The 20,229-nt window shown below is 70.7% G+C and carries 18 protein-coding genes; 14 read left to right on the forward strand and 4 right to left on the reverse strand.

The window, feature by feature from the left end:
- Positions 1-35 precede the first annotated feature (35 nt).
- From HD596_RS26450 to HD596_RS26475, 6 genes are all read left to right on the forward strand, one after another.
- Entirely contained in the window at positions 36-1,742 is a 1,707-nt protein-coding gene (locus HD596_RS26450) for a thiamine pyrophosphate-binding protein (RefSeq protein WP_246554845.1), read from the forward strand.
- Between the two features lie 12 nt (positions 1,743-1,754).
- Entirely contained in the window at positions 1,755-2,978 is a 1,224-nt protein-coding gene (gene frc, locus HD596_RS26455) for a formyl-CoA transferase (RefSeq protein ID WP_185072000.1), read from the forward strand.
- A 68-nt stretch (positions 2,979-3,046) separates the two neighbouring features.
- Positions 3,047-5,164, forward strand: a complete 2,118-nt coding sequence (locus HD596_RS26460) for an acetate--CoA ligase family protein (protein ID WP_185072001.1) — start codon at positions 3,047-3,049, stop codon at positions 5,162-5,164.
- A gap of 78 nt (positions 5,165-5,242) precedes the next feature.
- Complete coding sequence (locus HD596_RS26465) at positions 5,243-6,733, forward strand: Nramp family divalent metal transporter (RefSeq protein ID WP_313044699.1); 1,491 nt, start codon at positions 5,243-5,245, stop codon at positions 6,731-6,733.
- Positions 6,733-7,221: a hypothetical protein gene (locus HD596_RS26470; protein WP_185072002.1), complete on the forward strand. Its 489-nt coding sequence runs from the start codon at positions 6,733-6,735 to the stop codon at positions 7,219-7,221. The genes HD596_RS26465 and HD596_RS26470 overlap by 1 nt, the downstream gene beginning before the upstream one ends.
- Positions 7,218-8,207 (forward strand): TerC family protein, encoded by a 990-nt coding sequence (locus HD596_RS26475; protein WP_185072003.1) that lies wholly within the window; start codon positions 7,218-7,220, stop codon positions 8,205-8,207. The genes HD596_RS26470 and HD596_RS26475 overlap by 4 nt, the downstream gene beginning before the upstream one ends.
- Positions 8,208-8,262: 55 nt before the next feature.
- Here the strand turns inward: HD596_RS26475 and HD596_RS26480 are convergent, their stop codons facing one another.
- From HD596_RS26480 to HD596_RS26490, 3 genes are all read right to left on the reverse strand, one after another.
- Complete coding sequence (locus HD596_RS26480) at positions 8,263-8,442, reverse strand: hypothetical protein (protein WP_185072004.1); 180 nt, start codon at positions 8,440-8,442, stop codon at positions 8,263-8,265.
- A gap of 77 nt (positions 8,443-8,519) precedes the next feature.
- The gene (locus HD596_RS26485; RefSeq protein WP_185072005.1) at positions 8,520-9,257 is read right to left on the reverse strand and encodes a GntR family transcriptional regulator; all 738 of its coding nucleotides are present in this window, start codon (positions 9,255-9,257) and stop codon (positions 8,520-8,522) included.
- Positions 9,258-9,370: 113 nt separating this feature from the next.
- Entirely contained in the window at positions 9,371-10,561 is a 1,191-nt protein-coding gene (locus HD596_RS26490) for an MFS transporter (RefSeq protein ID WP_185072006.1), read from the reverse strand.
- Positions 10,562-10,722: 161 nt separating this feature from the next.
- Between HD596_RS26490 and sucC the strand changes: the two genes are divergently transcribed.
- The 6 genes from sucC to HD596_RS26520 are packed head-to-tail and all read left to right on the forward strand — an operon-like array spanning position 10,723 to position 17,750.
- Positions 10,723-11,853, forward strand: a complete 1,131-nt coding sequence (gene sucC, locus HD596_RS26495; RefSeq protein ID WP_185072007.1) for an ADP-forming succinate--CoA ligase subunit beta — start codon at positions 10,723-10,725, stop codon at positions 11,851-11,853.
- Positions 11,853-12,821, forward strand: coding sequence for a succinate--CoA ligase subunit alpha (gene sucD, locus HD596_RS26500; RefSeq protein WP_246554847.1), 969 nt, complete (start codon positions 11,853-11,855; stop codon positions 12,819-12,821). The genes sucC and sucD overlap by 1 nt, the downstream gene beginning before the upstream one ends.
- 4 nt (positions 12,822-12,825) lie before the next feature.
- Positions 12,826-13,599, forward strand: coding sequence for a hydroxypyruvate isomerase family protein (locus tag HD596_RS26505; protein WP_185072008.1), 774 nt, complete (start codon positions 12,826-12,828; stop codon positions 13,597-13,599).
- Positions 13,596-14,456: an NAD(P)-dependent oxidoreductase gene (locus HD596_RS26510; protein ID WP_185072009.1), complete on the forward strand. Its 861-nt coding sequence runs from the start codon at positions 13,596-13,598 to the stop codon at positions 14,454-14,456. The genes HD596_RS26505 and HD596_RS26510 overlap by 4 nt, the downstream gene beginning before the upstream one ends.
- Positions 14,453-16,174, forward strand: coding sequence for a glyoxylate carboligase (gcl, locus tag HD596_RS26515; protein WP_185072010.1), 1,722 nt, complete (start codon positions 14,453-14,455; stop codon positions 16,172-16,174). The genes HD596_RS26510 and gcl overlap by 4 nt, the downstream gene beginning before the upstream one ends.
- Positions 16,175-16,184: 10 nt before the next feature.
- Positions 16,185-17,750 (forward strand): aldehyde dehydrogenase family protein, encoded by a 1,566-nt coding sequence (locus HD596_RS26520; RefSeq protein ID WP_185072011.1) that lies wholly within the window; start codon positions 16,185-16,187, stop codon positions 17,748-17,750.
- A gap of 9 nt (positions 17,751-17,759) precedes the next feature.
- Here the strand turns inward: HD596_RS26520 and HD596_RS26525 are convergent, their stop codons facing one another.
- A complete protein-coding gene (locus tag HD596_RS26525; RefSeq protein ID WP_185072012.1) occupies positions 17,760-18,110 on the reverse strand; it encodes a DUF6703 family protein in 351 nt (116 codons plus the stop codon).
- Between the two features lie 104 nt (positions 18,111-18,214).
- Here HD596_RS26525 and HD596_RS26530 point away from each other — a divergent pair, with 104 nt between their 5' ends.
- Entirely contained in the window at positions 18,215-18,502 is a 288-nt protein-coding gene (locus tag HD596_RS26530) for an antibiotic biosynthesis monooxygenase family protein (RefSeq protein WP_185072013.1), read from the forward strand.
- A gap of 95 nt (positions 18,503-18,597) precedes the next feature.
- Positions 18,598-19,983: a glycine--tRNA ligase gene (locus HD596_RS26535; RefSeq protein ID WP_185072014.1), complete on the forward strand. Its 1,386-nt coding sequence runs from the start codon at positions 18,598-18,600 to the stop codon at positions 19,981-19,983.
- Positions 19,984-20,229: the final 246 nt, after the last annotated feature.

Here is a 20,229-nt window from a genome sequence, read left to right on the forward strand (position 1 = left end):
GAGGGAGTAACCATTGCGGTCATACGGTATGCAGTATGCGGAAGACAGCCGACGCCGGAAAGGGTGGCATGATGTCGGAAACGATCTCTGGTGGTCATCTCGTAGCCAAGGCACTCAAAGCCGAGGGCGTGGACGTGATCTACACGCTCTGCGGCGGCCACATCATCGATATCTATGACGGCTGCGTCGATGAGGGCATCGAGGTCATCGACGTACGCCACGAGCAGGTGGCGGCGCACGCGGCCGACGGGTACGCGCGCATCACCGGCAAGCCCGGCTGCGCGGTGGTCACCGCCGGGCCGGGCACGACCGACGCGGTCACCGGCGTGGCCAACGCCTTCCGCGCGGAGAGCCCCATGTTGCTCATCGGCGGCCAGGGAGCGCTGAGCCAGCACAAGATGGGCTCGCTGCAGGACCTGCCGCACGTGGACATGATGAGCCCGATCACGAAGTTCGCGGCCACGGTGCCCAGCACGGAGCGGGTGGCGGACATCGTCTCGATGGCCTTCCGCGAGTGCTACCACGGCGCTCCGGGGCCGTCGTTCCTGGAGATCCCGCGCGACGTGCTCGACGCGAAGGTCCCCCTGGAGAAGGCGCGCATCCCCAAGGCCGGGCACTACCGGGCCTCGACCCGCCAGCAGGGCGACCCCGAGGCGATCGAGCGGCTGGCCGACATGCTGGCGCACGCGGAGAAGCCGTGCATCCTGCTCGGGAGCCAAGTGTGGACGTGCCGGGCCACGGACGCCGCGATCGACTTCGTCCGCGCCCTCAACGTGCCCGCGTACATGAACGGCTCGGGCCGCGGCACGCTCCCACCCGGCGACCCGCACCACTTCCAGCTCAGCCGCAGGTACGCCTTCACCAACGCCGACCTGATCATCATCGTCGGCACCCCGTTCGACTTCCGGATGGGCTACGGCAAGCGCCTGTCGCCGACCGCCGCCGTCGTCCAGATCGACCTCGACTACCGCACCGTCGGCAAGAACCGCGACATCGACCTGGGGATCGTCGGCGACGCCGGCCTCGTCCTCGCGGCGGCGGCCCAGGCCGCCAGCGGCCGCATCGAGAACGCGGTGACCAAGCGCAAGGAGTGGATGGACGAGCTGCGCGCGGTCGAGACCCAGGCGTACGAGAAGCGCCTGCCCCGCCAGCTGTCCGGCGCCCAGCCCATCGACCCCTACCGGCTGGTCCACGAGATCAACGAGTTCCTCACCGAGGACACGATCTACATCGGCGACGGCGGCGACATCGTCACCTTCTCGGGCCAGGTCGTGCAGCCCAAGTCGCCCGGCCACTGGATGGACCCGGGACCGCTCGGCACGCTCGGCGTCGGCATGGCGTTCGCGATGGCGGCCAAGCAGGCGCGGCGCGACAAGGAGGTGCTCTGCCTGTTCGGCGACGGCGCCTTCAGCCTGACCGGCTGGGACTTCGAGACCATGGTCCGCTTCGACCTGCCGTTCATCGGGGTCATCGGCAACAACTCGTCCATGAACCAGATCAGGTACGGCCAGGCCGCCAAGTACGGCGAGGACCGCGCCCGCGTCGGCAACACCCTCGGCGACATCCGCTACGGCGACTTCGCCAAGCTGCTCGGCGGCTACGGCGAGGAGGTGCGCGACCCGGCCGAGATCCGGCCCGCGCTGGAGCGGGCCCGGGAGTCGGGCAAGCCCTCGCTGATCAACGTGTGGGTCGATCCAGAGGTCTACGCCCCCGGAACCATGAACCAGACGATGTACAAGTAGGGGAGCGCCAAGATGAAGGCTCTCGAAGGTGTCCGCGTCCTCGACATGACCCACGTCCAGTCGGGCCCGTCCTGCACCCAGCTGCTCGCCTGGCTGGGCGCGGACGTCGTCAAGCTGGAGGCCCCGACCGGCGACATCACCCGGCAGCAGCTCCGCGATCTGCCGGACGTCGACAGCCTCTATTTCACGATGCTCAACTGCAACAAGCGCAGCATCACCCTCAACATGAAGAGCGAGCGCGGCAAGGAGATCTTCACCGAGCTGGTGAAGAGCGCCGACATCCTGGTCGAGAACTTCGGCCCGGGCGCGGTCGACCGCATGGGCTTCACCTGGGACCGCCTCCAGGAGCTCAACCCGCGCCTGATCTACGCCTCGATCAAGGGCTTCGGCACCGGCAGATACGCCAAGTTCAAGGCGTACGAGGTGATCGCCCAGGCCATGGGCGGCTCGATGGCCACCACCGGCTTCGAGGAGGGCCCGCCGCTGGCCACCGGGGCGCAGATCGGCGACTCGGGCACCGGCATCCACGCGGTCGCCGGCATCCTGGCCGCCCTCTACCAGCGCCAGCAGACCGGCCGCGGGCAGCGCGTACAGGTGGCCATGCAGCACGCCGTGCTGAACCTGTGCCGCGTCAAGCTCCGCGACCAGCAGCGCCTGGCGCACGGCCCGCTGCGCGAGTACCCGAACAAGACCTTCGGCGACGAGGTGCCCCGCTCGGGCAACGCCAGCGGCGGCGGCCAGCCCGGCTGGGCGGTGCGCTGCGCGCCCGGCGGGCCCAACGACTACATCTACGTGATCGTGCAGCCGGTCGGCTGGAAGCCCATCTCGACCATCATCGGACGGCCCGAACTGGCCGACGACCCCGAGTGGGCGACGCCCGAGGCGCGGCTGCCGAAGCTGGACAAGATGTTCCAGCTCATCGAGGAGTGGACGATCCGCCACGACAAGTGGGCGGTGCTCGACCGGCTCAACGCCGAGAACATCCCGTGCGGGCCGATCCTGTCCACCAAGGAGCTGGTCCAGGACGAGAGCCTGCGCGAGGAGGGCATCGTCGTCACGGTCGACCACCCGGAGCGCGGCGAGTTCGTGACCGTCGGCAGCCCGTTGCAGCTGTCGGACTCCCCGGTCGACGTCCGCACCCCGCCCCTGCTCGGCGAGCACAACCAGGAGATCTACGGCGAGCTCGGCGTCAGAGCGGAAGAGCTGGCGGAGCTGAAGACGAACGGAGTCATCTAGTGGAGCGGCGAGTAGGGTCCGACAGCGGCAGCTTGCGTAACCAGGGAGGACCCGTAGGGAGCGCGACCATGGGCGCAGTCCGCGAAGTCATCGAGAAGGCGCTCGCCGAGGGCCGCACGGCCCTGACCGCCCCCGAGGGGCGCAGGATCTGCGAGGAGTACGGCATCGCCACCCCCGGCGAGGGCCTGGCCACCTCGGCCGACGAGGCGGTCTCGATCGCCGAGCGCATCGGCCTCCCGGTCGTCCTGAAGATCGTCTCCCCGGACATCCTGCACAAGACGGACGCGGGCGGCGTGCTGGTCGGCCTGAAGAGCGCCGAGGAGGTCCGCGCGGGCTACGACACGATCCTGGCCAACGCCCGCGCCTACAACCCCGACGCCGCCATCGACGGCGTCCAGGTGCAGCAGCTCGTCGGCGGCGGCCACGAGGTCATCGTCGGCGCCGTCACCGACCCCACCTTCGGCAAGGTCATCGCCTTCGGCCTGGGCGGCGTCCTGGTCGAGGTGCTCAAGGACGTGACCTTCCGGCTTGCCCCGGTTTCGGGTGAAGATGCCCTTGGGATGCTGGACGACATCAGGGCGGCGGAAGTGCTCCGTGGTGCCCGTGGCGCGGAGCCCGCGAACCGGGAGGCGCTCGCGGAGCTGATCGAGCGCGTCGGCAGGCTGGTCTCCGACTTCCCCGAGATCGTCGAGGTGGACCTCAACCCCGTCTTCGCCGACGCGAACGGCGCGGTCGCCGCCGACGTGCGCATCCTCATCGGGGACAAGCCCGCGGAGGTCGCCCGCCTGCCGCGGGAGGAGATCCTCCGGCAGATGACGCGCATCTTCAAGCCGCGCTCGGTCGCCGTGATCGGCGCCTCCGCCGAGACCGGCAAGATCGGCAACTCGGTCATGCGCAACCTCATCAACGGCGGCTACCAGGGGCAGATCTTCCCGATCAACCCCAAGGCCGACGAGATCATGGGGCTGACCGCGTACAAGAGCATCTCGGACGTGCCCGGCGACGTGGACGTGGCCGTGTTCGCGATCCCCGCCAAGTTCGTGGCGCCGGCGCTGGAGGAGACCGGGCGCAAGGGCGTGGCGGGCGCGATCATGATCCCGTCGGGGTTCGCCGAGACGGGGAACGTCGAGGGCCAGAAGGAGATCGTCGAGATCGCGCGCAGGCACGGCGTGCGCATGCTCGGGCCCAACATCTACGGCTACTACTACACGCCGGAGAACCTCTGCGCGACGTTCTGCACCCCGTACGACGTCAAGGGCAGCGTGGCGCTGACCTCGCAGAGCGGCGGCATCGGCATGGCCATCCTGGGCTTCAGCCGCACCACCAAGATGGGCGTCTCGGCCATCGTCGGCGTCGGCAACAAGGCCGACGTGGACGAGGACGACCTGCTGACCTTCTTCGAGCAGGACGACAACACCAAGGCCGTCGCCATGCACCTGGAGGACCTCAAGGACGGCCGCGGCTTCGTCGAGGCCGCGCGCAGGGTCGTCAGGCAGAAGCCGGTCATCGTGCTCAAGGCCGGCCGCACCGCCATGGGCGCCCGGGCGGCGGGCTCGCACACGGGCGCGCTGGCGGGCGACGACAAGGTCTACGACGACATCCTGCGGCAGGCCGGGGTCGTGCGCGCGCCGGGGCTCAACGACATGCTCGAATACGCCCGAGCGCTGCCGATCCTGCCCGCGCCCAAGGGCGAGAACGTCGTCATCATCACCGGGGCGGGCGGCTCGGGCGTGCTGCTGTCGGACGCCATCGTGGACGCCGGGCTGACGCTCATGGACATCCCGCCCGACCTGGACGCGGCCTTCCGCGCCTACATCCCGCCGTTCGGCGCGGCGGGCAACCCCATCGACATCACCGGCGGCGAACCGCCCTCGACCTACGAGAACACGGTCCGCCTCGGCCTGGCCGACGAGCGCATCCACGCGCTCGTCCTGGGCTACTGGCACACGATCGTGACGCCGCCGATGGTCTTCGCCGAGCTCATCGCCCGTGTCGTGGCGGAGGAGCGGGCGAAGGGCAACGTCAAGCCGGTCGTGGCGTCACTCGCCGGCGACACCGAGGTAGAGGAGGCCAGCGAGTACCTGTTCGAGCACGGCGTGGTCGCGTACCCGTACACGACGGAGAAGCCCGTGGCGGTCCTCGGCGCGAAATACCGCTGGGCCAGGGCCGCCGGACTGCTGCGCTAAGAGCCGAGCGCAACAGGTCGGGCGAAGGGGGCTATTCGGGGCGCACGAGGAAGCAACAACCCCCCAGGAGGTCCGTAGGTGGACACATCGAAAACACCACCGGCGACGGCCACGCCGCCGGTCGAGGACGAACGAGTATGGAAAGCGGGCCGGCTCGCGCCGATGCCCATCAGGAAGCTGCCCGACGCGCCTCCGTCGGTGCACATTCTCGGGCCGACGGTCTTCCTCGTCGCGCTGGGCGTGGGCATGGGCGAGTCGTACATGTGGCCCAGGCTGGTGCTGCTGTTCGGGCCCGAGATCAGGTGGCTGTTCCTCATCGGCGTCACGCTGCAGGCCTTCGTGATGCTGGAGATGGCGCGCTACGCCATGGCGACGGGGGAGAGCATCTTCTCCGGCGCGGCCCGGGTGTTCAAGCCGCTGATGTGGTTCTTCTTCATCGTGGCCATCGCCGTCTACATCTGGCCGGGACACCTGTCGGCGGGAGCGGCGGCGTTCGAGGAGATCACCGGGATCCCGTGGATGGTGACCGCCGTCATCGGGCTCATCCTGGTCGGCGTGGTGTTCAGCCTGGCCAAGGTGATCTACAACGTGCTGGAGAACGTGCTGTCGCTGCTCATCGGCACGCTCGTGCTCGGCACGGCGGTGGTCGCGGCCATGGTCGGCTCCTGGGGCGACGTGGCCTCGACGCTCTCGGGCATGTTCTCCTTCGGCTACTTCCCGTCGGAGGCCATGTCGGCGGCCTGGTTCCCCGTCATCGTGGGGGCGTGCGCCTTCGCCGGGCCCTCCGGCATGCAGCAGATGTGGTACACGCTGCACCTGCGTGACTCCGGAGCCGGCATGGGCGCGCACATCCCGCAGATCCGCGGGCTGCGGCACGCGGGGCAGGAAGAGGAGATGCCCGCGCGCGGGTTCATGTTCGACACCGAGGACCCGGCCGAGATGGCCAAGTGGAAGGGGTGGCGGCGCTGGGTCACGTTCGACGCGCTGCTGCTGTTCTGGGGCGTCACCATGCTGGTGACGATCTCGTTCACGGTGATCGCGCAGTCGGCCGTGCGGCTCAACCCGGGCGTGCGGACCGTCATCCAGGGCGACGACCGCGAGGTGGCGCTCACCGCGATGGCCAACGCCGTCTCCCACGCGGGCAGCTCGGTGCTCGGGTCCGTCTTCCTCGGGTTCATCGCGCTGATCGGCCTGAACGCCACCCTGGGACTGTTCGACTCCTTCTCCCGGGGCCAGGCTGACATGACCTACCACTTCGTGCCCGGGGCGAAGAAGCTGGGCATGTCGCGCCTGTACGGGGTCTTCCTCTGGGGCGTGATCCTCTTCGGCATCCTGATCCTGCTGTTCGGGCCGGCCGACGGGCCGAGCGGGATCCTGGACACGCTGGCGTTCCTGTCGACGTTCGCGATGGGGGCGTACTGCGTGACCCTGCTCCTGGTGAACAACCGCATGCTGCCCAAACCGATCAGGCCCAAGTGGTGGACGAACGTCATCATCGGCTTCGGCGCGGTGTTCTACCTGGGGATGCTGTTCTACAGCCTGTTCGCCTTCGGCGTGGTCGTGGGCTGATGGACGGACGGCACAGCCTCGAACTCGCCCTGCCAGGGGCGTCGATCGGAGCCGTCGCCGGAGCCATGGCCGGTGGGCTGACCCTGTTCGCGGGGCAGCCCACCGGGATGGCCGCGCTGTCGGCACTGTCGCTCGCCCTGCCGCTCGCCCTCTTCGGCGGCCTGTACGGCGTGCTGCTCGGCCACGGCGTGTTCCGTCCGGGGACCTTCGGGCCGGTCGGCCTGTACTGGGTGGTGGCCTTCCCCGTGGCCCGGCTCGCGCAGGAGAGCCTGGTCGGGATCGGCCTGGCCGACGGAGTGCTGCCGTTCCTGGCGTACCAGGCGATGGTGAGCCTCGGCTTCGCGATCGGCTTCGTCTGGCTGCACGAGCGGATCATGCCGCACTGGCTGATCCGCCGCGCCGCCGCCAACCCGGTGGCCAAGGACCTGCTCGGCCTCTACGTCCGGCACGCCGGGATGCTGCGCGCACGGAAGGGGGCCCGCCGGTGAACCTGCCCCCCTGGATCTGGCTGGCCACCATCGGCGGCTTCGTCGTCGTGCTCGCCGTGGACTTCTGGATCGTCGCCAGGAGGCCGCACGAGCCGTCCATGAAGGAGTGCGTGGCCTGGGTCTCGTTCTACGTCGCCCTGGCCGCGGCCTTCGGCGCGGGACTCCTGCTGCTGTCGGGCCCCGCGCACGGCGGGGAGTTCTTCGCCGGCTGGATCACCGAGTACTCGCTCAGCGTGGACAACCTCTTCGTCTTCCTGCTGATCATGAGCCGCTTCCAGGTGCCGCGCGAGTACCGCCAGAAGGTGCTGCTCATCGGCATCATCCTGGCGCTGGTCATGCGTGGCGGGTTCATCGCGGCCGGCGCGGGCGCGGTGGCCAGGTTCGACTGGCTCTTCTACGTGTTCGGCGCCTTCCTCGTCTACACGGCGTGGAAGCTGATGGGCGGCGAGGACGACGAGGCGGAGTTCTCCGAGAACGTCGCCCTGCGCGCGGTGCGCCGGGTGCTTCCGACCACGGACACCTATCACGGCGCCCGGCTCACCGTGCACCTCGGACGCAGGATGGTCACCCCGATGCTGATCGTCATGGTCGCCATCGGGACCACCGACCTGCTCTTCGCGCTCGACTCCATCCCGGCCATCTTCGGCCTGACCAAGGAGCCGTACCTGGTCTTCACCGCCAACGCCTTCGCCCTCATGGGGCTGCGCCAGCTCTTCTTCCTCATCGGCGGGCTGCTCGACCGGCTCGTCTACCTGAGCAAGGGGCTGTCGGTGGTGCTGGCCTTCATCGGCGTGAAGCTGATCCTCGAGGCCCTGCACCACGACGGAGTGTCGTGGGCGCCGGAGATCCCGATCCTGGTCTCCCTCGGCGTCATCATCGGCACCCTCGCCGTCACCACGGTGCTGAGCCTCATCAAGTCGGCCCGCGACGCGAGGGCGTCCGCCGCGGCCTCGGAGGGGGTGGAGCCCGAGCCCGTGGAACGCTGACCACGCCGCGGCCTCGGGGCGATCGCCCCCGCCGCGGCTTCTCAGTGACGCGTTCTCAGTGATGGGGGCAGTCGTGTACGTCGTGCTCCGCGGCTGCCCACTCGCGCAGGTAGCGGTCCGCCTCGTCAGCGGAGTAGTGCTTCTTGAGAGCTGTGCTCAGACCCAGGCCGATCGCCCGGCCGTCCGCTGCCTGGCCTGGGGGATCACCGAGGAGAAAGCGGATGAACGCCTTCATGTCGCGCGCCTCCTTTCGTCCGGCTCCATCCTCTACCCGAGGTGTTTCGGAGCATGCGGTCTCTTGTGAACGACAGATCAACCCGGCTGTCGCGTCCGGCGCCGCCGCACCGGCTTGGGCGCCGGCTGGACGGGCTCCTGCTCGCGCTGGGCCATGTACGAGGCGCGGGTGTGCTCGGTGTGCTCGCGCATGATCTTGGCCGCCCGCCGCTCGTCGCCCGCCTCGATGGCGTCGATCAGCGACGTGTGCTCCTCCCACGACGCCATGCCGCGCCGGCGGGCCACCGGCGTGTGGTACCACCGCACCCGCCTGGCCACCTGGCTGGCCAGCTCCGAGAGGACCTTGTTGCCCGACAGGGCGGTCACCAGGGCGTGCAGCTCGGAGTTGGTCGCCACGGCGGAGTCGACGTCGTCGGCCTCCACCGCCGCGATGCCCCGCGCGCACAGGGCGCGCAGCCGCTTGACGCCGTCCTCGCCCGCGTGCTTGGCGGCGAGCCTGGCGGACTCGGTCTCCAGCAGCGTGCGCACGGCCAGCAGCTGGTCGGCCTCCTCCACGGTCGGGACGTGCACGAACGCGCCCTGGCCGGGGAACAGGTCGACCCAGCCCTCGCCGCTGAGCTGCTGCAGCGCCTCGCGGACCGGCTGCCTGGAGACGCCGAGCAGCTCGGCCAGCTCGCTCTCCACGAGGTGCTGGCCCGGCTTGAGCTGCCCGGAGACGATGAGCTCCTGGATAGCCTCGATAACGCTCTCGCGGAGCGTGGCAGGGCGGGGAATCTTGGCGGCCGTCGCCTGACCGGCCTGATCCGACAGCAACATGGTCACGTCTCCAGGGCTGCGTTACGGTTTTTCGTCGACTGCCTACAGCATACCGTCCAGGGGTCTCTCCTGGTCGTGAGCCTCATCACAGGCGCCCCTGCGGGGCGGGGGTGTCACAGGGGGATGGTGGCCGGGAGGCCGGGGATGCGCAGGCGGGGGATCGCCAGGGCCGGGAGGGCGGCGAGGGCGGCGGCGACGGCGAGCGCGGTCACGGGCGTCCCGAGGGCGAGCAGGGCCAGGGCGGCGGCCCCCGCTCCGGCCAGGGCCTTGGCGCTGTAGACGACGGCATGGATCTCACCTGCCCGCTCGACCCCGAAGAACTCCCGCACCAGGCTGGCGAGCAGCGGGTAGAACGCCCCGCCCCCGAGCCCGGCGGCCACCGCCCCGAGCCACAGCAACGGCCCCCCGGCCATCACAGGCCCGGCGTCCGGGGGCGTGGTGGCGAGGGCGGTGGCGAGGAGCACCTGGCCGGCGGCGAGAGCGGTCAGGACGGCCGCGAGCACGCGGCGCCGCCCGAACAGCTCCGAGCAGCGCATCGCCACCGACCGGCTGGCCCCGTTCAGCGCCACCAGCACGGCCAGCGCGCCCCACGACCCGGTCCCCGCGACCACGATCACGTCGACGACCGACACCGCGCCCGCGCACGTCAGGATCAGGGCCAGCGCCGGCAGCGTACGCGTGCGCAGCGCCTGCGCCGGCCCGAACTGCCGGGCCGCCTCAGGCGTCGTGCGCAGCCGCGCCGCGTCCAGCGCGTGCGAGCGCGGGTCCACGTCCTCGGGCCACCACAGCGCGGGCGGCAGGCGCAGGTGCCGGGCCGCGGTCCCGATGACCGCCAGCGCGACCACCGCCGCGACCAGGAACGCGGTGGACGTGGCGGCCGGCGCGATCCCGGCCCAGACGAGCAGGGGCACCGCGCCGTACCCGAAGGCGCCGGTGATCAGCCCGACCCGGGCGGCGGGCCGTTCCGGGTACCAGGCGGAGACGACCTCGCCGCAGACCCCGTAGACCAGGCCCGCGCCCAGGCCGCCGAGGAGCGCGTACCCCACGAAGGCGCCGGGAGCGCTCAGCGGGAGCGCCGCCGCGGCGAGGCCGGCGAAGCTCAGGGCGGCTCCCGCGGCCAGGCTGGTACGGACGCCGAGGCGGCCCCGCCGTACCAGGTGGAGCGCGGGGAGGGCGCCCGCGGCCTGGCAGGCGATCCAGACGGCCAGGAGGGTGAGCCCGGTGGCCTCCTTGGCGAGGAGGGCGGCGTAGCCGTACTGGAGCGGGCTGATCGCCGCCATGGCGCCCCAGGCCAGCCAGAACATGCGCGTGCGGTCGGCGGGGACGGGTCCGGGGAGGTACGAGCGACCGCGCCAATCTCTAACTGCATTCTCCATACTGTATGGAATATCCAGTAGACGAGAGCCTGTCGAGACCCTAGACGAGGGATTTTCCATACGGTATACCGTCTACAAAGGAGGCTCGAATGGACCTGTACGAGTACCAGGCGAAGGAGCTCTTCGGGCGTCATGGGATCCCGGTCCCGGCAGGCAGGCTCGCGGCCACCCCGGCGGAGGCCCGCGCGACAGCCGCCGAGCTGAACGCGCCCGTCGTCATCAAGGCCCAGGTGAAGACCGGCGGACGCGGCAAGGCTGGCGGGATCAGGACCGCGGCCGGGCCGGTCACCGCCGAGGCGGAGGCCGAGCAGGTGATCGGGATGGACATCAAGGGGCACGTCGCGCGCAGCGTGCTGGTCGAGACGGCGACCGTGCCGTTCGAGGAGTACTACGCGGCTTTCCTCGTCGACCGGGCCGAGGGCGGTTTCCTGGCGATGGTGTCCGGCCGGGGAGGCATGGAGATCGAGGAACTGGCCGCCACCGACCCCGACGCCCTGGTGAGGCTGCCGGTCGACCCCGTGACGGGCGTGGACGCGGACACCGCGCGCCTGCTGGCGGCCAAGGCGGGGCTGCCCGAGCAGGCGGCCGAGGTGCTGGAGAAGCTGTGGCGGGTCCTGGTCGCCGAGGACGCCCTGCTGGTCGAGGTGAACCCGCTGATCTGCACCACCGACCAGCGCATCGTGGCCCTCGACGGCAAGGTCACCCTGGACGACAACTCCGCGTTCCGGCACGCCTGGGAGTACGGGGAGACCACCGGCAGCCTGGAGGACCGCGCCCGGGCCAAGGGGCTGAACTACGTCAAGCTCGACGGCCGGGTGGGCGTGATCGGCAACGGCGCCGGGCTGGTCATGAGCACGCTCGACGTGGTCGCCGGGGCCGGGGCCGCCCCCGCGAACTTCCTGGACATCGGCGGGGGCGCCTCCGCCAAGATCATGGCCGACGGGCTGGAGATCATCCTGGCCGACCCCGACGTGCGCTCGGTGCTGGTCAACGTCTTCGGCGGCATCACCGCCTGCGACGCGGTGGCCAGCGGCATCGTCACCGCACTCGAGCTCCTCGGCGAGCGCGGCCTGGCCAGGCCCATCGTCGTACGCCTGGACGGCAACAACGCCGAGGTGGGCCGGCGCATCCTGAGCGACGCCCGGCACCCGGCGGTCCGGCAGGTCTCCACCATGGACGGCGCCGCCGAGATGGCGGCCAGACTCGCGGCAGGTGCGTGATGGCGATCTTTCTGACCAAGGACAGCCGGGTGCTCGTGCAGGGCATGACCGGCGCGGAGGGCACCAGGCACACGGCCCGCATGCTGGCCGCGGGCACCGACGTCGTGGCCGGGGTGACGCCCGGCAAGGGTGGCCGGTCCGTGGACTTCGGCGAGCGCACCGTGCCCGTCTTCGGGTCCGTGGCCGAGGCGATGGCGGAGACCGGGGCCGACGTCTCCGTGGTGTTCGTGCCACCGCGCTTCACCGGCCCGGCCGTGGAGGAGGCGGTCGAGGCCGGGATGCCCCTGTGCGTGGTGATCACCGAGGGCGTCCCCGTGCACGACGCGGTACGCTTCCGCGCCCTCGCGCACGGCCGCACCAGGATCATCGGCCCCAACTGCCCGGGGCTCATCAGCCCGGGGCAGTCCTCGGCCGGGATCATCCCCGCCGACATCACCTCCGCCGGGCGCATCGGGCTGGTGTCGAAGTCGGGCACGCTGACGTACCAGCTCATGTACGAGCTGCGCGACCTCGGCTTCTCCACCGCCGTCGGCATCGGCGGCGACCCGGTCGTCGGGACCACCCACATCGACTGCCTCCAGGCGTTCCAGGACGACCCCGGCACGGACGCCATCGTCATGATCGGCGAGATCGGCGGCGACGCCGAGGAGCGGGCCGCCGCCTACATCGCCGCGAACGTCAGCAAGCCCGTGGTCGCCTACGTGGCCGGGTTCACCGCGCCGGAGGGCAAGACGATGGGGCACGCGGGCGCGATCGTGTCCGGCTCGTCCGGCACCGCCCAGGCCAAGAAGGAGGCGCTGGAGGCGGCCGGGGTCCGCGTCGGCCGCACCCCGTCGGAGACCGCCCGCCTCATGCGCTCGGCGATCTCGCGAGGGAGCGCCGTCGCCTGGAGGAGCGGCGGGAGCGTAGCGACCAGAGCGGGGGAAGGCGACGGCATCAATGGCGACCGAGCCCGCCTCACGGAGTGAGGCCATGAACGCTGTGAAATTCGCCGTCAACCTCTCCATTCTCCTCACGGACCTGCCGCTGCTGGAGCGGCCCGCGGCGGCGGCCAAGGCCGGGTTCGACGCGGTCGAGCTGTGGTGGCCGTTCGACGGGCCGGAGCCGCCGAACAGGGATCTGGCGGCGCTGCGGCAGGCGATCGAGGACGCCGGGGTGCGCCTGACCGGCCTCAACTTCGACGCCGGCGACATGGCCGCCGGCGAGCGCGGCCTGCTGGCCAGGCCGGACGGCTCCGCCCGGTTCCAGGCCAACATCGACGTGGCGGTCCGGCTGGCGGGCGAGCTCGGCTGCGGCGTGCTCAACGCCCTGTACGGCAACGATCCGGGCACCGACCGGACCCTGGCCGTGGCGAACCTGCGCAGGGCGGCCGACGCGGCGGCCTCGATCGGGGCGACCGTGGTCGTCGAAGCCCTCAACTCCCATGAGAACCCGAAATATCCGATCACGTCGTCGCAGGCGGCGTTCGAGCTGATCGACGAGGTGGACCGGGAGAACGTGGCCCTCCTGGCCGACCTCTACCACCTGCACCGGATGGGCGAGGACGTGCTGGAGCTCATCGACCGGCACGGCGCCGGGTTCGGCCACGTGCAGATCGCCGACGACCCCGGCAGGGGACGGCCCGGCAGCGGCCGCATGCCGTACGGCGAGATCTTCGCCCGGCTGGCGGCGGCGGGCTACCAGGGCCACGTCGGCCTGGAGTACCGGCACGAGGGGCCGGGCGCGTTCGACTGGAGGCAGGCGTGAACATCGGGTTCGTCGGCTTGGGGATCATGGGCAGCCCGATGGCGGCCAACCTCCTCAAAGCCGGACATGTCGTGACCGGTTATGACGTGAGCGCCGAGCGGGTCGAACAGCTCGTCGGCCTGGGCGGCAAGGGCGCCTCCGGCGTGGTCGACGCGGTCGGCGGCGCCGAGGTGGTGATCACGATGCTGCCCGACTCGCCGCAGGTGGAGGAGGTCGCGCCGCTGATCGTCGAGTACGGCCGCCCGAACCTGCTCTACATCGACATGAGCACCATCAGGCCCGAGACCTCCCGCTGGGTGGCCAGGCAGGCGGCGGCCGCCGGCGTACGGGCGGTGGACGCCCCCGTCAGCGGCGGCGAGCGCGGCGCGATCGACGGCACCCTGTCGATCATGGTGGGCGGGGCGGCGGAGGACGTCGAGGCGGCCCGCCCCGTCCTGGGCACCCTGGGCACGACCGTCGTGCACGTCGGCCCGGCCGGCGCGGGACAGACCGTCAAGGCGGCCAACCAGCTCGTCGTCGGCGGCATCTACGGGCTCGTGTCGGAGGCGATCGTGCTGCTCGAAGCCTCCGGCGTGGACCCCCTGGCGGGCCTGGACGTGCTCGCCGGCGGCCTGGCGGGCTCCAGGATCCTGGAGCTCAAGCGGCACACCATGGTCAGGCGGGAGTTCAACCCCGGCTTCCGGATCGACCTGCACCACAAGGACATGGGCATCGCCGTCGCCGCCGCCCGCGAGGCCGGCGTCAGCCTGCCGCTCACCGGGCAGGTCGCCCAGCTCGTGGCCGCGGCCCGGGCGCAGGGCCACGGCTCGCTCGACCACTCCGCCCTCCTGAAGGTCGTGGAAAGGCTCAACGGATGAAAAGAATTCCGTGCATGGAGGCCGTGGTGGCGGTGCTGGAGTCGGAGGGGGTGGACACCGTCTTCGGCATCCCGGGCGCGGCCATCCTGCCGCTCTACGCCGCGCTCCAGCACAGCTCGATCAGGCACGTCACCGTACGCCACGAGGAGGGCGGCACCCACGCGGCCGACGGCTGGTCCAGGGTGACCGGGAACGTCGGCGTCTGCATCGGCACCTCCGGCCCCGCCGGCACGAACATGATCACCGGCCTCTACACCGCCCTGGCCGACTCGATCCCGATGATCTGCGTCACCGGCCAGGCGGTCTCCTCCAAGCTGCACCAGGAGGCGTTCCAGGCGGTGGACATCGTGGAGATCGCCCGGCCGGTGACCAAGTGGGCGGTGCAGCTCAAGGAGCCGGCGCAGGCGCCGTGGGTGTTCCGGGAGGCGTTCCGGATCGCCCGGTCGGGGCGGCCCGGCCCGGTGCTCATCGACCTGCCGGTGGACGTGCAGCGCGGGACCTGCCTGTACGACCGGGAGCTGGACGCGCCGCTGCCCGTCGAGGAGCCCGCGCCGCTGCCCGGAGCCGTGCGCAAGGCCGTGGACCTGCTGGCCGAGGCCAGGCGGCCGATCATCCTGGCCGGCGGCGGCGTGATCATCGCGGACGCGTCCGACCAGTTGCGCGCGCTGGCCGAGCACCTCCAGGTGCCCGTGCAGGTGACGCTCATGGGCAAGGGCGCCTTCCCCGAGGACCACCCGCTGTTCGCGGGCATGGCGGGCATCCAGACCCAGACGCGGTGGGGCAACGCCGCGTTCCTGGAGAGCGACCTGGTGCTGGCCGTCGGGGCCCGCTTCGGCGACCGGCACACCGGCGACCTCGACGTCTATCGCCGGGGCCGCACGTTCGTGCACGTGGACATCGAGCCCACGCAGATCGGCCGGGTCTTCGAGCCCGACCTGGGAATCGTCGGGCACGCCCGGCCGGTGCTGGCGGAGCTGCTGCGCGAGGCGCGCCGGCGCGGCGGGCCGCGGCAGCCGGGCAAGTGGGTGCGGAAGGTCGCCGACCTGCGCAGGACGATGGCCCGCCGCGACGACTTCGACGACGTGCCGATCAAGCCGCCCAGGGTGTTCAGGGAGATCAACGAGTATTTCGGCAGGGACACCACGTTCGTCACCGCCATCGGGCTCTACCAGATCTGGTCGGGCCAGTTCCAGACGACCTACCTGCCGCGCCGCTACCTGGTGTGCGGCCAGGCCGGGCCGCTGGGCTGGGAGGTGCCCGCGGCGATGGGCGTCAAGTGCGCGCATCCGGAGCGGCAGGTCGTGGCGGTGGTGGGCGACTACTCCTTCCAGTTCCTCATGGAGGAGGTGGCGGTGGCCGCCCAGTACCGGATCCCGTTCGTCATCGTCATGATCAACAACGAGTACCTGGGTCTCATCCGGCAGGCCGAGATCCCGTACGGCATGAACTACGCCGTGGACCTGCACTACGGAGAAGGCGGCATCGACCATGTCAAGGCCATGGAGGCGTTCGGCTGCCCGGCGCGCCGGGTGGAGCTGCCCGGCGACATCCGGGACGCGCTCGCCTGGGCGACGGCGGAGTCGGCGCGGGAGCGGCTGCCGGTGCTGGTGGAGGTGATGGTGGAGCGCGAGGCCAACGCCGCCATGGGGCCCTCGCTGGAGGCGATCAAGGAGTTCGAGCCGCTGCCCGAGCTCATCACCGCCGACTGGTCAGACTGAGGAGGAGCGCATGCGGCTCAAGCCGGGTACGGCCTGGCGGGACGCCTACGAACGGTGCTGTTCGGCGGCCCCCGAGGCATTCCACGACGACCGGGTGCTCAACCACTGGGGCGGCATCTGGCACCGCGACGGGCGCCCCGTGCCCGGCTTCTCGCCGCTGGACGGCACCGCCATCGCGGGCCTGCCCCGGATCGACCGGGCGGGCGCGGGACGGGCGGTGGCGGGCGCGGTGGAGGAGCACCGGCGCTGGCGGCACCTGCCGCTCGCCGAGCGCAAGGCGATGGTCTCGGCCGCCGTCGAGTCGATGGCCGCCCACCGCGACCTGCTGGCCCTGCTGCTGGTCTGGGAGATCGGCAAGCCGTGGAAGACGGCCTGCGCGGACGTGGACCGCTGCCTGGACGGCGTGCGCTGGTACGTGGCCGAGATCGACCGCATGGTCGCCGGCCGGACGCCGCTGCCCGGGCCCGTCAGCAACATCGCGAGCTGGAACTATCCGATGAGCGTGCTCATGCACGCCATGCTCGTGCAGGCGCTGGCCGGCAACGCGGTGATCGCCAAGACCCCCACGGACGGCGGCCTGTGCTGCCTGACGCTCGCCTGCGCGCTGGCCGTGCGCGAGGGCCTGCCGTTCACGCTGGTGAGCGGGGGAGGGGCGGAGCTGTCGCCGGTGCTGGCCGGCGGGCGGGCATTGGGCAGCGTGTCGTTCGTGGGCGGCCGGGACGCGGGGGCCAAGGTGGCGACCTCGCTGGCCGACCTCGGGCGCCGGCACGTGCTGGAGCAGGAGGGGCTGAACTGCTGGGGTGTGTGGGAGTACGGCGACTGGGAGCTGCTCACGAGGCAGATCCGGGCGTCGTTCGACTACGGCAAGCAGCGGTGCACGGCCTATCCGCGGTTCGTGGTGCAGCGGTCGCTGTTCCACGAGTTCCTGGGGGCGTACCTGGCGGCGGTGGGGTCGCTGCGGTTCGGCCATCCGCTCGCGGTGGCCGATCCCGATGATCCGCTGCCGGAGCTGGACTTCGGGCCGCTGATCAACGCCTCCAAGGCCAAGGAGCTGGCCGATCAGGTGGACGAGGCGGTGGCCAGGGGCGGGGTGCCGGTGCACCGGGCGTCGCTCGATGCCGGACATTTCCTGCCGGGGCAGGATATTTCGGCGTATGTGGCGCCGACGGCGCTCCTCAACCCGCCCCGCTCCTCACCCCTCTTCCACGCCGAGCCGTTCGGGCCCGTGGACACCATCGTGCTGGTGGACACCGAGGCCGAGCTGCTGGCCGCCATGAACGCCAGCAACGGCGCCCTGGTGGCCACGCTGTCGTGCGAGGAGGAGGAGACGTTCCACCGGCTGGCGCCGGAGGTGCGGGCGTTCAAGGTCGGGCACAACCGGCCGCGCTCGCGCGGCGACCGCGAGGAGCTGTTCGGCGGGCTCGGGGCGTCCTGGCGCGGCGCGTTCGTCGGCGGCGAGCTGCTGGTGCGGGCCTCCACCGCGTCCTCCACCGCGTCCTCAATTGGGGGCCCGGACGGCGAGCGCCTGCCGGGCAACTTCCCGCACTACACCCTGTTGCCCGAGGGGTCGCCCTAGAGACGGCTCTTACGGGGCGATGAGGCCGAAGCGGGTCGCCGCCAGGAGCAGGAGGAAGGTCAGCATGGCGACCCGCATCACCTTCCCGCCGATCCCCAGCGACGGCCACGACAGGTACGCCAGCCAGCCGATGAAGGCGATCACCGGCAGCACGGCCACGCCGCCCAGCGGGTTGGCCACGGCGAACCCCACCAGCAGCAGCACCACCAGCACCGTCGGCGCCGTCCAGCGGGGCACCTGCGTGAACAGGTAGGTCATCGGCACGGCGCTGCGCTGCTCGACGGCCTTGCGCAGGCCGGTCGCGCCCGGCGTGAAGAACTGCTCGCCCTTGGGAAGCGGGCGCTTGCTGTCTGGGGCCACACCCAGAGCCTACGGGAGAAGGGGCGCCGAGCGGGCGGGCCGCCTTATGGGCCGCCTTGTGGGGCGGGCGCGTCAGACGGGCGTGACGCGTTTAATCTGGTCGGGTGCTCGCCGTGATCCGATACACCGTTCCAGAGTCCCAGTCCCAAGACTTCCTCAAGCAGGGCCACACCATCCTTGACACGTTCGCCGCCCAGCCGGGCTACCAGCGTGGCAGGCTGGCCCGTTCGGTCGATGAGCCCAACCTGTGGGCCCTGGTCACGGAGTGGGAGGGTGCCGGTTTCTACCGCAGAGCGCTCTCCGCCGCCCGGATGGTGATGTATCCACTGATGATTCTCATGGTCAACGAACCCAGTGCGTTCGAGGACGTTTACACGCAGGAAGGCGCTTAACGATTACTGGCGCGCGAGAGGGTCCGCGCGTCCCCTAAGCTGGGATCTCACCAATTTCACTCGCCGACCTCCAGCCGGAAAGAGAATCAACCAAAATGGCACGACGCACCGACGTCATGGACACCATCGTCAGCCTCGCCAAACGCCGCGGGCTCGTATACCCGTCGAGCGAGATCTACGGCGGACTGCGCGCGTCGTGGGACTACGGTCCACTGGGTGTCGAGCTCAAGAACAACGTCAAGCGGCAGTGGTGGCTGTCGATGGTCCAGTCGCGCGACGACGTGGTGGGCCTCGACTCCAGCGTGGTCCTGGCCCCCGAGGTGTGGCGGGCCAGCGGTCACGTCGAGACCTTCACCGACCCGCTGACCGAGTGCCTCTCCTGCCACAAGCGCTTCCGCGCCGATCACCTGATCGAGGCGTACGAGGAGAAGAACGGCAGGGAGCCCGAGGGCGGCCTGGCCGACATCACCTGCCCCAACTGCGGCAACAAGGGCACCTTCACCGAGCCCAGGCAGTTCAGCGGCCTGCTCAAGACCTACCTCGGCCCGGTCGAGGACGAGTCGGGCCTGGCCTACCTGCGCCCCGAGACCGCGCAGGGCATCTTCATCAACTACCTCAACGTGCAGCAGTCGGCGCGCAAGAAGATCCCGTTCGGCATCGGCCAGATCGGCAAGTCGTTCCGCAACGAGATCACGCCGGGCAACTTCATCTTCCGCACCCGCGAGTTCGAGCAGATGGAGATGGAGTTCTTCGTCAAGCCGGGCACGGACGAGGAGTGGCACCAATACTGGATCGACGAGCGCTACCGGTGGTACTCCGACCTGGGCATCAACAAGGACAACCTGCGCCTTTACGAGCACCCCAAGGAAAAGCTGTCCCACTACTCCAAGCGCACCGTCGACATCGAATACCGCTTCAACTTCACCGGCTCCGAGTGGGGTGAGCTCGAAGGCGTCGCCAACCGCACCGACTTCGACCTGACCGCCCACTCCAAGGCGTCGGGCACCGACCTGAGCTTCTTCGAGCAGGACACGGGGGAGCGCTACGTCCCCTACGTCATCGAGCCCGCGGCCGGTGTCGACCGCGCCACGCTGACGTTCCTGCTCGACGCCTACAGCGAGGACGAGGCCCCCAACGCCAAGGGCGTCATGGAGAAGCGCACGGTCATGCGGCTCGACCACCGGCTCGCGCCGGTCAAGGCCGCGGTGCTGCCGCTCTCGCGCAACGCCGACCTGTCGCCCAAGGCCCGCGACCTGGCCGCGCAGCTGCGCCGCCGGTGGAACGTCGAGTTCGACGACGCGGGCGCGATCGGCCGCCGCTACCGGCGCCAGGACGAGATCGGCACGCCGTTCTGCATCACGGTCGACTTCGACACGCTCGAGGACCAGGCGGTGACCATCCGCGAGCGCGACTCGATGGCCCAGGAGCGCATCTCCATCGAGGGCGTCGACTCCTACCTGCGCCAGCACCTGAATGACTGATCTCGCGTAGCGCCCATCTCACGGGCCGCCCGCCGTTCTCGCGGTGGGCGGCCCGTTGTGCTTCAAGACCCGTCCTTTACGGCTGCGCACGGTGGGCTCCACCCGCCGCAGCGGCCTGAGGGCCCTCCAGGGTGACGCTTCTCCGCCTCACCGCCGCGCCGCCGTGACGCGCGCAAGCTTGACCGGCGCCGTGGTTGTCCGAGGCGGGGACCGAAAGATCATGTAAAGACGGCGGTTACGCGGGTT

Origin of the sequence: Nonomuraea jabiensis, from assembly GCF_014204795.1 — a bacterium.
Taxonomy (GTDB): domain Bacteria; phylum Actinomycetota; class Actinomycetes; order Streptosporangiales; family Streptosporangiaceae; genus Nonomuraea; species Nonomuraea jabiensis.